The 12,144-nt window shown below is 56.6% G+C and carries 13 protein-coding genes; all 13 read right to left on the minus strand.

The window, feature by feature from the left end; all coding sequences use genetic code 11:
• Positions 1-318 precede the first annotated feature (318 nt).
• On the minus strand, positions 319-1,824 hold the full coding sequence (gene lysS / locus ACFFSY_RS00005; protein ID WP_377488023.1) for a lysine--tRNA ligase: 1,506 nt from the start codon (positions 1,822-1,824) through the stop codon (positions 319-321).
• 126 nt (positions 1,825-1,950) lie between these two features.
• The gene (gene greA / locus ACFFSY_RS00010; protein ID WP_377488026.1) at positions 1,951-2,430 is read right to left on the minus strand and encodes a transcription elongation factor GreA; all 480 of its coding nucleotides are present in this window, start codon (positions 2,428-2,430) and stop codon (positions 1,951-1,953) included.
• A 326-nt stretch (positions 2,431-2,756) separates the two neighbouring features.
• Positions 2,757-3,791 carry a tRNA dihydrouridine synthase DusB gene (dusB, locus tag ACFFSY_RS00015; RefSeq protein WP_377488029.1) on the minus strand — a complete coding sequence of 345 codons (1,035 nt, stop codon included), beginning with the start codon at positions 3,789-3,791 and terminating at the stop codon, positions 2,757-2,759.
• Positions 3,792-3,873: 82 nt separating this feature from the next.
• Complete coding sequence (locus ACFFSY_RS00020; RefSeq protein WP_148933582.1) at positions 3,874-4,077, minus strand: helix-turn-helix domain-containing protein; 204 nt, start codon at positions 4,075-4,077, stop codon at positions 3,874-3,876.
• Positions 4,029-4,580: a 2-amino-4-hydroxy-6-hydroxymethyldihydropteridine diphosphokinase gene (folK, locus tag ACFFSY_RS00025; protein ID WP_377488032.1), complete on the minus strand. Its 552-nt coding sequence runs from the start codon at positions 4,578-4,580 to the stop codon at positions 4,029-4,031. The genes ACFFSY_RS00020 and folK overlap by 49 nt, the downstream gene beginning before the upstream one ends.
• A complete protein-coding gene (gene folB / locus ACFFSY_RS00030) occupies positions 4,580-4,945 on the minus strand; it encodes a dihydroneopterin aldolase (protein ID WP_377488035.1) in 366 nt (121 codons plus the stop codon). Before folB ends, folK begins: the two co-directional genes overlap by 1 nt.
• 2 nt (positions 4,946-4,947) lie before the next feature.
• Positions 4,948-5,793, minus strand: a complete 846-nt coding sequence (gene folP, locus ACFFSY_RS00035) for a dihydropteroate synthase (RefSeq protein WP_377488205.1) — start codon at positions 5,791-5,793, stop codon at positions 4,948-4,950.
• 58 nt (positions 5,794-5,851) lie between these two features.
• The gene (locus ACFFSY_RS00040; RefSeq protein WP_377488038.1) at positions 5,852-6,727 is read right to left on the minus strand and encodes an aminotransferase class IV; all 876 of its coding nucleotides are present in this window, start codon (positions 6,725-6,727) and stop codon (positions 5,852-5,854) included.
• On the minus strand, positions 6,724-7,305 hold the full coding sequence (gene pabA / locus ACFFSY_RS00045) for an aminodeoxychorismate/anthranilate synthase component II (protein ID WP_377488041.1): 582 nt from the start codon (positions 7,303-7,305) through the stop codon (positions 6,724-6,726). The genes ACFFSY_RS00040 and pabA overlap by 4 nt, the downstream gene beginning before the upstream one ends.
• Positions 7,306-7,389: 84 nt before the next feature.
• Positions 7,390-8,982, minus strand: a complete 1,593-nt coding sequence (locus tag ACFFSY_RS00050; RefSeq protein WP_377488044.1) for an anthranilate synthase component I family protein — start codon at positions 8,980-8,982, stop codon at positions 7,390-7,392.
• 182 nt (positions 8,983-9,164) lie between these two features.
• Positions 9,165-10,103 carry a cysteine synthase A gene (gene cysK, locus ACFFSY_RS00055; RefSeq protein WP_377488047.1) on the minus strand — a complete coding sequence of 313 codons (939 nt, stop codon included), beginning with the start codon at positions 10,101-10,103 and terminating at the stop codon, positions 9,165-9,167.
• Positions 10,104-10,243: 140 nt separating this feature from the next.
• The gene (locus tag ACFFSY_RS00060; RefSeq protein WP_377488050.1) at positions 10,244-11,224 is read right to left on the minus strand and encodes a peptidylprolyl isomerase; all 981 of its coding nucleotides are present in this window, start codon (positions 11,222-11,224) and stop codon (positions 10,244-10,246) included.
• A 15-nt stretch (positions 11,225-11,239) separates the two neighbouring features.
• On the minus strand, positions 11,240-12,136 hold the full coding sequence (gene hslO, locus ACFFSY_RS00065; RefSeq protein ID WP_377488053.1) for an Hsp33 family molecular chaperone HslO: 897 nt from the start codon (positions 12,134-12,136) through the stop codon (positions 11,240-11,242).
• Positions 12,137-12,144 lie beyond the last annotated feature (8 nt).

A 12,144-nucleotide genomic window follows, 5' to 3' on the forward strand; every position in this document is an offset into this window, starting at 1 on the left:
CGTTCGTCCTGAGCCAGGATCAAACTCTCCATAAAAGACAAATTGGTTTGCCGTAACCGGAGGTTACGAGCAGCATTTTGTCGAGAAGTGCTTGTTTAGCTCATTACTTCACTAGCTTTGACATATCGCTCATTGTTCAGTTTTCAAGGAACAAGTTGTTTCTTTTGTCGTTGTCGTCCGTGTTGCTCAGCGGCGACTTTTATAAGATACCATAGACCGTTAGGCGATTGCAACCCTTTTTTTCGAAATTAAATTATATCAGCTCTTCGAATTAAAAAAAGGTAGGAAATCCGCTGGATTCCCTACCTTGTCATATCGTTATTCACTCGCACGATCGCGCATATGCGGGAACAGCAGCACATCGCGAATCGACGGAGCATTGGTCAGCAGCATGACCAGACGGTCGATACCGATGCCAAGACCGCCTGTAGGCGGCATGCCGTATTCCAGCGCGCGGATGAAATCTTCGTCCATCTCATGCGCCTCGTCGTTACCATGCTCGCGCTCGAGCAACTGTGCTTCGAAACGCTGACGCTGGTCGATCGGATCATTGAGCTCCGTAAAGGCGTTGGCATGTTCACGCGCTACAATAAACAGCTCGAACCGGTCAGTGAAACGCGGATCCTGATCGTTCTTCTTCGCGAGCGGGGAGATCTCCACCGGATGTCCCGTTACGAAGGTAGGCTGAATCAACGTAGGTTCGCCGAATTCTTCGAAGAACGCGTTCAGAATATGGCCCGTCGTCCAATGCGGTTCTACTTTAACGTTATGTGACTTCGCCGCTGCATGGGCTTCTTCGTTCGTGATCTGCGCGCCGAAATCAACACCCGTCAATTCCTTCACGAGGTCTACCATAGAGACGCGGCGCCACGACGGCGTCAGATCGACTTCATGTCCTTGGTACGTAATCTTGGTCGTGCCCAGCACCTCTTGGGCGATATGCGCCACCATCGCTTCCGTCAGCGCCATGATGTCTTTGTAGTCGGCATAAGCTTCATACAGCTCGATCATCGTGAACTCCGGATTGTGACGCGTGGAGATGCCTTCATTCCGATATACGCGGCCAATCTCGTACACCTTCTCCATGCCGCCTACGATCAGACGCTTCAAGTGAAGCTCGATCGCGATACGCATGTACAGCTGCATATCGAGCGCGTTGTGGTGCGTAATGAACGGACGCGCCGCTGCGCCGCCTGCGATGGAATGCAGCGTCGGCGTCTCGACTTCCAAATAACCGCGCGAATCCAGGTAGCGGCGCATCGATTGAATAATGCGCGAGCGCGTAATAAACGTCTGCTGCACGTCCGGATTCATAATCAAATCGACGTAACGCTGCCGGTAACGAAGCTCGACATCCTTCAGCCCGTGATACTTCTCAGGCAGGGGGAGCAGCGATTTGGACAGGACAACGACTTCCTTCGCCTTTACGGACGTCTCGCCGGTGTTCGTCTTGAACACGACGCCGCGCACGCCAATAATGTCGCCAAGGTCGAGCAGATCCAGCGCTTCGTACTGCGCTTCCGGAACCGTGTCTTTGCGCGCGTAGATTTGAATTTTGCCGCTGAGGTCCTGGATGTGCGCGAAGCTGGCTTTGCCCATGCCGCGCTTCTGCATGATGCGGCCGGCCAGCGTAACTTCGTTAGCTTGCTCCTCAAGCTCTTCCTTGGACGTGTTCTCATACGCCTCGAGAATGTCCTTCGCTTGATGCGTGCGTTCGAATTTGCCGCCGAACGGGTCAATGCCAAGCCCGCGCAGCTGGTCCAGTTTGTCTCTGCGAATTTGCAGCAGCTCGCTTAATTCTTGCTCTTGCGTTTGATGCTCCACTACCTTCATCTCCTAACGTAATCTGCGAAGCCCCTAACCAGGCTTCAGTTATATGGCTCTCATAAGTTTAACCGATAATAGATGAAAAAGCTTCCCTAGGAAGCTTTCCATGTGATAGGCCCAATGTTACTTTTTGTTAATGTCGACAATTTTATATTGAATGACGCCCGCAGGTACGCTAACTTCGACGATCGTGCCTTTCTTCTTGCCCAGGATCGCCTTGCCGACAGGGCTCTCGTTGGAAATCCGGTTCTGCGAAGGATCGGATTCCGCCGTGCCGACGATCGTATACTCCATCGTGTCGCCGAACTCGATATCTTCCACAGTAACAGTGGAACCGATGCTTACGGTATCAATATCAATCTCGTCGTTGTTAATAATGCGCGCGTTGCGGAGCATCTTCTCCAGCGTGATAATGCGGCCTTCAATGAACGCCTGCTCGTTCTTCGCGTCTTCGTACTCCGAGTTCTCGCTAATATCGCCATAGCCGATGGCGATCTTGATCCGCTCGGCGACTTCGCGGCGCTTGACCGATTTCAGGTTCTCCAGCTCTTCCTCCAGCTTCTTCAGGCCGTCCTGCGTGAGGATGATCTCTTTATCGCTCATTAGAAATTCTCCTGTCATGTGAAAATTGGTTAACGGGGTGCGCGGACCTTAAGGCCACGTCACTATATGACACGTATCTCTTGATGACACTCTTACCGAATAATCTGCCGGTTGGAACCTGTTTCCATCCTATGCATAGCGATTATTGAAAGATTATATTGCAATATTGGACCAAATGTCAACGAAAGCCAACCGCCCGTTGAAAACGCTTCACTTGTATGTAGAAGAAAAGGCCGGTGCAAGCAAAGCCAGCAAACCGACCACACGAATCTTCAATTCTAAGCCCGCGGAATCCAGACCGGCTCTTCGCCTTGCCACGTGAGCCCTTACCCGCTATAGGCGGCCTCTCCCGCTTCGACTGGAGCCGACGGCGCGGGTCTGTCGCTATCCTCGCCGAGAGAGAGAATGTATTGCTCCAGGAGGGACACCATCTTGTCACGGCTGGTCTCTTCCATGATGTTGTCCTTCACGCGTGCCGCGCCAGGCAAGCCCTTCAAGTACCAGGCCAGATGTTTGCGCATCTCGCGAACCGCGACCGCTTCGCCCCTAAGAGCCGCCAACCGGTCCATATGCAAAATCGCGACTTCCATCTTCTCACGCGGCGTCGGATCGCCGAGCAGCTCGCCCGTACCGAGGTACTGAACGGTTCTATACAGCATCCATGGATTGCCAAGCGCCCCACGTCCGATCATGACGCCATCGACGCCCGTATGCTCGAGCATGCGCTTCGCGTCTTCTGGCGTGACCACATCGCCATTGCCAATAACGGGGATGGATACAGCCTGCTTAACATCTCTTATAATATCCCAGTTCGCCTTGCCGGTATACAGCTGCTCCCGCGTACGACCATGCACGCTTACCGCACTGCCGCCGGCGCGTTCGACCGCTTGGGCGTTCTCGATCGCGTAGATGTGCTCGCTGTCCCAGCCAATCCGCATCTTGACGGTGACGGGTTTATCGACCGCGTCGACGACGGCGGACACCATCTCATAAATTTTGTTCGGATCAAGCAGCCAACGCGCGCCCGCGTCGCACTTGGTTACTTTCGGCACCGGGCAACCCATGTTGATGTCGATAATATCCGCGTTCGTCTGTTTGTCGACGACCTTCGCCGCTTCCACCAGCGTCTCCCTGTCTCCGCCGAAAATCTGCAGGCTCAGCGGCTTCTCCCGCTCGTCGACGTACAGCATCTCTAGCGTTCTCTTGTTCCCGTGCAAAATGGCCTTGTCGCTAACCATCTCCGCGCATACCAGACCGGTACCGAATTCCTTGGCAATCAGTCGAAAAGCCGGATTGCACACGCCTGCCATCGGTGCCAGCACGACCTTGTTCTTCATCTCGATGTTCCCGATTTTGAGCATGCCGCTCCTCGCTCCTTCCATCCTGCGTGCCTTCGGCCCGCTTCTGTGTTGATTAACTTCCTTGCGTTCGTATCGTCCGTCGTCATTGATTGGTCAATTCGTCATAGCTGATACCGAGCGTGCTCGAGATTTTCTCCAGCAGCTTCGGATCCGGTTTGCGCGTCCCCCGCTCCAATGAGCCGAGCACCGCCACCGAGACGTCGAGCCGTTCCGCGAGTTCCTGCTGCGTGTAACCCTTCAGCTTTCTAAAGGCGCGGACGCGTTGTGCCAGTTGATCGTATTCCATAACGCGATGCCTTCCCCTCCATCCTGTAGAGCCCGCTGGGCCTCCCCATCGACCCGAGTAAATAACTCATGATCGGGTGTAATTACGTCGCGAAGCGGCACCAATACGAAAGCGCGCTCCAACATACGCGGGTGAGGCAGCGTTAATTCCTGTTCGTCCATTCGAACATCGTCGTACAACAATAAATCCAAATCGATCGTACGCGGTCCCCAGCGGATATCCCGCTTCCGGCCAAGGTCGGCCTCGATGGCCAACATCCCGCGAAGCAGCGCAACCGGCTCTAGCGAGGTAGACAGCGCCGCAGCCATATTGAGAAAAGGCGGTTGGTCCGTATATCCCACCGGATCGGTCTCGTAGAGACCCGATACGCGCAGCACATCGATATCCGGCCTATCATTCAATAGATTCAACGCCCGCACGAGAAGCTGATCCCGATTGCCCATATTGGAACCAAGGGCAATGTAGGCGATCGCCGGCTGAGGTTGATTGTCGATCGAAGCCATTAACGTTCCCGCTTTCTGTTCAGTTCTACGGTGACCCCGTCAAAATGAATGTCGAACGGCGGATGTGGCTTCGTTACGCGGACCGTCACTTCATTTATACTAGTATAAGCCTCGAGGAGCTGCGACGCAATGGAACCAGCCAAGGCCTCGATCAGCTTGAACGGCGCACCTTCGACGATCGCTTTGACCCTCGCGTGCAGTTCAGCGTAGTTGACGGTGTAGTCCAAGTCATCGGTCTCGGCCGCCCGGCTAAGGTCAAGCCGCAAATCGAGGTCGACGATGAATTGCTGTCCCAGCTTGTTCTCTTCGGGAAACACGCCGTGATAACCATAAAACCGCATGCCTTTCAGCGACATCAAGTCCATTGTTATTCCCTCCCGTATACGATCGCGTCGGCCATCCGCGCGTTCTGCTTCATCTGGGCCACATCATGCACCCGCATAATCTGACAACCTTGCGCAATGCCCAGCGTAACCGTAGCCGCCGTGCCGAACGCTAATTCATCCACCGGCAGCTGAAGCGTCTCCCGGATGAATTTCTTGCGCGAGGTTCCCAGGAGAACAGGATAACCAAGAGCCGAGAGCCGGTCCAAATGCGCCATAAGTGTCATATTCTCCTCATAGTTCTTCGCGAAGCCGATCCCCGGATCGAGCCAAATGTTCGCCTCCGGAATGCCATGCGTCCGCGCGATTGCCACGCTTTCCTGCAAATCCGCGACAACGTCCGCCACGAAATCGCCGTAGTTCCGGTCATGACGGTTATGGTTCAAAATCACCGGGCAGCCGTATTCCGCGGCAACTTCAGCCATCTTGGGGTCGCCTTTAAGCGCCCATATATCGTTCAAAATATGAGCGCCTGCTTCGATCGCGGCTCGCGCCGTCTCCGCCTTGTACGTATCAATGGAGATCGGCATGCCAGGAAGCGCCTCCCGTACAGCGCGAATGACAGGAAGCACCCGGCTCAGCTCTTCCTCGAGCGGCACAGGTACGAACCCAGGCCGCGTCGATTCGCCACCGATATCAATCATATCCACGCCGTCGTCCGCCATCTTACGCGCGTGCGCGACGGCCGATTCTACCGCTTGAAACCGTCCGCCGTCGGAGAACGAGTCTGGCGTTGCGTTCAGAATGCCCATAATTAGCGTACGGCGGCCGAGCGTAAGCTCCGTTCCGTCTCCAAATTTGTAATGCCGCTCCGGCACTTGCCGTCTAATCCCGCTTGCCGTCAACGTGACCCCACCTTTCCTATATACCGTTCCCGCACTCCGGTAGTTAGTCTGCTGCCGTTTCGGACCGGTAGGTCTGAAGCAGCATCGTCGCTACGGGTCCGGCGGTTCCGCCGCCGACCCGCATCCGCTGGCCGTCGCCTGCGCGCAGCGTGGAAATCGGGACTATCTCCTGAATGGAATTCGTGACCCAGATCTCTTGCGCATGTGTCAGCTCCTCCCAGGTATAATGCCCTTCCCGCACCGAAAAGCCCGCGCCCGTTGCCAATTCCATGACGCGTGCCCGGGTGATGCCCGGCAGTATGCCTGTGTCGATGGATGGCGTATGCACCATGCCGTCTTTCACGAAGAACAGATTACTGACGATGCCTTCCGACAGCCAGCCTTCCCGGGTCAGCATGAGCCCTTCCGCGTTGGCGGCCGCTCCACTCCCCCGCAGTTCACGCTTGGCGAGAATATTATTCATGTAATGCAGCGATTTGAATCGAATCGCGCCTTCCGGGGTATTGCGCCGCGTGCTGAGCAATGCCAGCTCCTTGCCTTCTTCATAAAGCCGCTCGCTCATCTCCGGCAGCGGTTTGACGAGCAGCAGCGCATTGGGCGACTCGTAATCGTGCTGCGGCAGCCCTAGCCCTGCCTCGCCGGCCGTGACGGTAAGTCGTACATAAGCCTCGTCCAAGCTATTGGAGACCATGACGTCGGCAAGCCAAGCTCTCATGACGTCCAGCTCGATTTCATACCGAATCCCTAGCTCCCGGCACCCTTCTGCCAGCCGATCCAAATGCCGCTCCAGCAAGTAGGGACGACCGCCATAGGTACGGAACGTCTCGAATAACCCGACTCCATATAAAAAGCCGTGATCATAGACCGGGATCACGGCTTCCTCCGCATGTATAATGCTTCCGTTCCAACCGATCTTCATCGTACCGCGCCCGCGCGCATACCGAGGAAGTTGCGCAGCAGCGTCAGCCCGTTCTCGGTAATGATCGACTCCGGGTGAAATTGAACGCCTTCGATCGGATATTGTTTGTGGCGAAGACCCATGATCTCGCCCTCGGCGGTCTCCGCCGTGATCTCCAGACAGTCGGGCAGCGTCTCGCGCTTCACGATCAGCGAGTGATATCGCGTCGCCGTGAACGGGGACGGAATGCCCGCGAAGATGGTCTGGCCGTCATGGAAAATCTCCGAGGTCTTGCCATGCATAAGCCGCTCTGCGCGCACGACTTCGCCGCCGAATGCTTGTCCGATCGACTGGTGACCCAGGCATACGCCGAAAATCGGGATTTCGCCCTTAAAACGCTCCAGCAGCGCCAGGCTGATTCCCGCTTCGTTCGGGCTGCACGGGCCCGGCGATATCAGGATATGGTCGGGCGCCAGCGCCGCGATTCCTTCCAAGTCAATCTCATCATTGCGCTTCACCAGAATATCTTGGCCCAGCTCGCCCAAATATTGAACCAGATTGTACGTAAAGGAATCATAGTTGTCGATGACCAAAATCATGCGCTTCGCCCCCTTGAAATGTCCGTCTATCCTTGCCGCTCCCGCCATCCGGGAGAACGGGTCTAACAACGCTTCGTTCTCGCATCAGCGATTGAACGGCACGCCCGCTTCATCCCGACTCGCCCAGCGCTGACTGTACTGAACCGCCTTCCATAGCGCCTTCGCCTTGCTGAGCGATTCGTAGTACTCGCGCTCCGGCACGGAGTCGATTACAATACCCGCCCCTGCTTGAATATGAACGCTGCCGTCTTTCACGGCCATCGTTCGGATAATTATATTAAATTCCATATCGCCGTTATAGTCAATCCAGCCCATGGATCCCGTATACGGTCCGCGTCTTGTCGGCTCCAGCTCCTCGATGATTTCCATCGTGCGAATCTTCGGCGCCCCGGTAATGGTCCCCCCTGGGAAAGTAGCCGCGATGACGTCGTATGCGTCTTTGCCCTCTGCAAGCGTACCCTCGACTTGCGAGACAAGATGCATCACATGGCTGTAGTATTCGATGATCATGAGTTCTTCCACCCGGACCGACCCGTAGGTGGCGATACGGCCGAGGTCGTTGCGCTCCAGGTCGACGAGCATGATGTGCTCCGCCCGCTCCTTCTCGTTCGAGAGCAGTTCGTCCGCCATCCGCCGGTCTTCTTCTTCCGTTCGGCCTCTTCGGCGGGTTCCCGCGATTGGACGCGTGGCCAGTTTGCCATTCACCATCTCCACGAGCAGCTCGGGCGAGCCCGACACCAGCTGAAAATCCGGACACCGCAGCATGCCCATGTACGGCGATGGATTCACCAACCGCAACCACTCATATAGATCTTCCGGGGCCGCGTTCGTGCGCAAGCTCTGCCGCTGCGACAAGTTGACTTGAAAAACGTCGCCCTGGCCGATATAGGCCTGAATCCGTTCAACGGCCTTCTCGAACGCTTCCTTGCGAAATGGCGACGTCAGTCCCTCCATAGCTTCCACGTCGATATGCAGCGTATCTTGACCGATGAATGCTTCTCGTGCGCTTCGCTTCTCCTTCAGCATAGCCGGCTCGGCTTGCCCCGCAGCTCCGATGCCGGTTAGCGCCTGCCAAAGACCGACCATCCGCTCAGCTTGTCCGATCGCGGCCCGATACTGCTTCTCGAGCTCCGCGTCATCGGCACTGCCATTCTCCACGTGCACGGCGCAAAACAGCGTACGGGCCTGATGGTCGACGACCCATAGCTCGTTCATGCGCATAAACAGGTAATCCGGCAGCCCCAGATCATCGGACGCAAACTCCGGCAGACGCTCGATCGTGCGAATAACGTCATAGCTCCAAAAGCCAACGCAGCCGCCGGTCCACTTCGGGCCATCCGTTCTTCTCGGCGTCCGGTAAGGCTGCATCCATTGCCGGACAGCGGCGAGCGGCGGGGCGGTCCAGGTTGTCTTAGCGCCGGTACGTAAATCCAAGGCCTCAACCCGATCGCCTTTCCCGCGGATCACGGCCGCCGGCTGCAGACCTAAATACGTATACCGCCCGTCTTTGCCGCTCTCCAGCACGAAGGCATAGTCGGAGGCTTCCTGCCAAGCTCGCTCCCACGAATCCGGCCTGCCGCTCTCCCCTTCTGGAAGCGGCCAACTACGTACGACAGGCAGCGTCTCGTATCCCGCCTTCCGCCAGCCGCGCCATTCTTCATATGAAGTGACCGTCATGATGCAATCGTCCCCCGATCTTTCGTCTACCGTAATCCGCCCGCAAGAGAGCGCTTCTTGTTGCCTGCTAGTATACCGAATCGCATCTGAAAAGAAAAGGGCCGCAGTCATCTTCTTCGGCCTCGTACGCATAAATAAAAGGGACTCCAAAGGAGCCCCTTGAAACCGCATGCGCGGCGCTATTAGTTCTCGAAGTTGAACAGAGGGGTAGACAGGTAGCGTTCGCCGTTCGAAGGCACGACCGCGATGACACGCTTGCCTTTGCCCAGCTCTTTGGCTACTTTCAGCGCGGCGAAGATCGCGGCGCCCGAGGAGATGCCGACCAGAAGGCCTTCTTCTTTCGCGGAACGGCGAGCCGTCTCGAAAGCTTCCTCGTTGTCTACGGTAATAATTTGGTCGTAGATCTCGCGGTTCAAAATATCCGGGACGAAGTTCGCGCCGATCCCTTGGATCTTGTGCGGGCCGGGATTGCCACCCGACAGAATTGGGGATGCCGTAGGCTCGACCGCTACGATCTTGATGCCCGGGAAGTTCTGCTTCAGCACTTCGCCCGTGCCGCTGATCGTACCGCCCGTACCGATGCCCGCTACGAATGCGTCCAGCTTGCCGTCGAGGGAGTTGATCGCTTCGACGATCTCCGGACCTGTCGTCTCGCGGTGAATCTTCACGTTCGCTTGGTTCTTGAATTGCTGCGGGATAAAGTAGGAAGGATTCTCCTTCTGCAGCTCTTCCGCACGGCGAACCGCGCCGTTCATGCCCTCGGACCCCGGCGTGAGAACAAGCTCAGCGCCGTATGCGCGAAGCAGATTGCGGCGCTCGATGCTCATTGTCTCAGGCATAACGAGAATTGCTTTGTAGCCTTTAGCAGCTGCAACCATCGCAAGGCCGATACCCGTGTTACCGCTGGTAGGTTCGACGATCGTATCGCCTGGCTTGATGCGGCCTTCTTGTTCGGCAACCTCGATCATGCTGATCGCGATGCGGTCTTTGACGCTGGCGCCCGGGTTCTGGAATTCGAGCTTAACGTAGATCTCTGCGCTGTCTTCCGGTACCAGACGGTTCAAGCGAACAAGCGGCGTATCGCCAATGAGTTCGGTTACATTATTCACAATTCTAGCCATGAGAAAATGAGCCTCCTTATTCCGACTAATTCAGTTGGTATTACCTACATCTTAACAATGTTTTACGGGAGTTGTCAATAGGTAGTTTGTGAATCGAGCTAGTAGGAATAACGGCATCCTACCCGCCACGAACGCCGCCCCTACGTGTGGGCGTCCGTATTCGTAGCGGTGGATACCAAGATCTTCGCTTCGTATTTGCGCAGCAGTTTCTCTTCTATAGCCTGCAGCGATTCGGCCTTCTCCAGCGCCAGCTGTCTGCGGGCAGTCGCACGAACCGTCTCCTCGTCCATTGTCTTCTCTTCCCTGCGGTCTTCCAATCGTACGATCGCTTGACCGCCCTCTACCGGAATCGGTCCCGTTACCTCGCCCGGATCTAGGGAAGATGCAGCCAGCAGCACATCCTGCTCGAAAAACGGATCGTCTTGTTCGATCCATCCCAGCTCGCCGCCGCCTGAAGCAGTATCTTGATCGATCGATTCCGACTGTGCCAGCTCACCGAAATCCGCACCCGATTCAAGCCGTCCGAGCAGTTCCCGCGCAGCTTGCTCGCCCTCGGTCACGATCCACGCTAGCCGGAGTTGGATACCGGAAGCAAACTGCGCCTGATGGTCGGCGATATAGCTTTCCAGCTCCTCGTCCGAAATAACGATGTCCCGCGTCGCGATTTTCTCGAGCAGCAGCTTATACTTCGCATCTTCCCGAATTTCTTCCGGCGTCAGCCCGAGGCTCTGCTTCATCTCTTTATAATACTGCTCTTCGCTCTCGTAACCTTCCATCGTCGACTGCAGCTCCTGCGCAAGCTCTGACTCGTCCACGGCCAGGCCGCTTGCGGCGGCTTCCTGGCGAATGGCGGAACGAGCCATTAACGTATGCAGCACGGTATCCCCGTATTGATCCTTAAGCCGACTTTCGAATTCCTGCCATGTAATCGTCTCGTCTCCGACGGTCGCCGCGATCGCGGAGCCCTTCTCCTGCAAGTCGGGATTCTCTTCCTGCTCGCCGCCTTCGTTCTTGCCGCTTCCTTGCGGCGCCAGCACCCGGGTGATGACTACCACCGCGAGCACCACCATACATACGGCCTGAAGCAGCACGATCCGCCTCAGCACCCGGTCTTTCCCCATGATTCGCGCCTCCGACTATTGAATCGGTTTCGGCTTTGCCTGTTCAAGCAAGCGCTCTAGCTGCGGCCGGTCAAATTCATATTTCTCATTGCAAAAATGGCATACGATCTCCGCATGTCCGTCTTCTTCGATGATCGTCTTCAGCTCCTGTTCGCCCAAGCTGATCATCGTCCGCTCGATACGGTCCTGCGAGCATTTGCATTGAAACACGATATTCATCTCATCCATCAAGTTCAGGTCATCGCCGACCAAGAAGCCGAGAATGCCTTCCGGGGTCTCTCCCTGATCGAGCAGCGCGGTGACCGGCGGCATGTTCGCCACGGCACGCTCAAGCCGCGTAATATCGTCATCCGTTACGCCAGGCAGCAGCTGGACGATGAACCCGCCCGCGTTCATGACGCCGTCCGGCCCAACCAGCACGCCAAGGCCAACAACCGAAGGCGTTTGCTCGGAGGAAGCGAAGTAGTAGGTAAAGTCCTCACCCAGCTCGCCCGAAATAATCGGTACGCTGCCGCGATACGGTTCCTTCAGTCCCAGATCTTTAAGTACATGGATAAAGCCGCTCCGGCCCACCGCGCCCGCCACATCCAGCTTGCCTTGGGGATTGCTCGCCAGATGCACCTGCGGATGCTCCGCGTAGCCGCGTACTTCGCCTTTCGCGTTGGCATCAATGACGATCTGCCCCATCGGCCCATCGCCTTTGACCTGAATCGTCAGCTTCTCTTCGCCCTTGAGCATGGCGCCCATCATTGCTCCGGCCGTCGCCGCCCGTCCAAGCGCGGCTGTCGCTGTCGGCATCGATTCGTGACGGGTCTCGAGCTCCCGCACCAGCTCCGTCGTGCGCACGGCAAAGACGCGCAGCTTGCCGCCCCAAGCCGTCCCGCGCACCAGTATATCGTTGTTTGTCTCCACTTGATTCT

The organism is Paenibacillus aurantiacus (genome assembly GCF_042431225.1).
GTDB classification, from domain to species: domain Bacteria; phylum Bacillota; class Bacilli; order Paenibacillales; family Paenibacillaceae; genus Paenibacillus_Z; species Paenibacillus_Z aurantiacus.

Coding starts and splice junctions, on each gene's coding strand:
- greA (WP_377488026.1), bottom strand. CDS start 2,430: ATGAGCGATAAAGAGATCATCCTCACGCAGGACGGCCTGAAGAAGCTG.
- folB (WP_377488035.1), bottom strand. CDS start 4,945: ATGGACTTGATGTCGCTGAAAGGCATGCGGTTTTATGGTTATCACGGC.
- ACFFSY_RS00020 (WP_148933582.1), bottom strand. CDS start 4,077: ATGGAATACGATCAACTGGCACAACGCGTCCGCGCCTTTAGAAAGCTG.
- cysK (WP_377488047.1), bottom strand. CDS start 10,103: ATGGCTAGAATTGTGAATAATGTAACCGAACTCATTGGCGATACGCCG.
- ACFFSY_RS00060 (WP_377488050.1), bottom strand. CDS start 11,224: ATGGGGAAAGACCGGGTGCTGAGGCGGATCGTGCTGCTTCAGGCCGTA.
- dusB (WP_377488029.1), bottom strand. CDS start 3,791: ATGCTCAAAATCGGGAACATCGAGATGAAGAACAAGGTCGTGCTGGCA.
- folK (WP_377488032.1), bottom strand. CDS start 4,580: ATGGCTTCGATCGACAATCAACCTCAGCCGGCGATCGCCTACATTGCC.
- pabA (WP_377488041.1), bottom strand. CDS start 7,305: ATGATTTTGGTCATCGACAACTATGATTCCTTTACGTACAATCTGGTT.
- ACFFSY_RS00050 (WP_377488044.1), bottom strand. CDS start 8,982: ATGACGGTCACTTCATATGAAGAATGGCGCGGCTGGCGGAAGGCGGGA.
- ACFFSY_RS00040 (WP_377488038.1), bottom strand. CDS start 6,727: ATGAAGATCGGTTGGAACGGAAGCATTATACATGCGGAGGAAGCCGTG.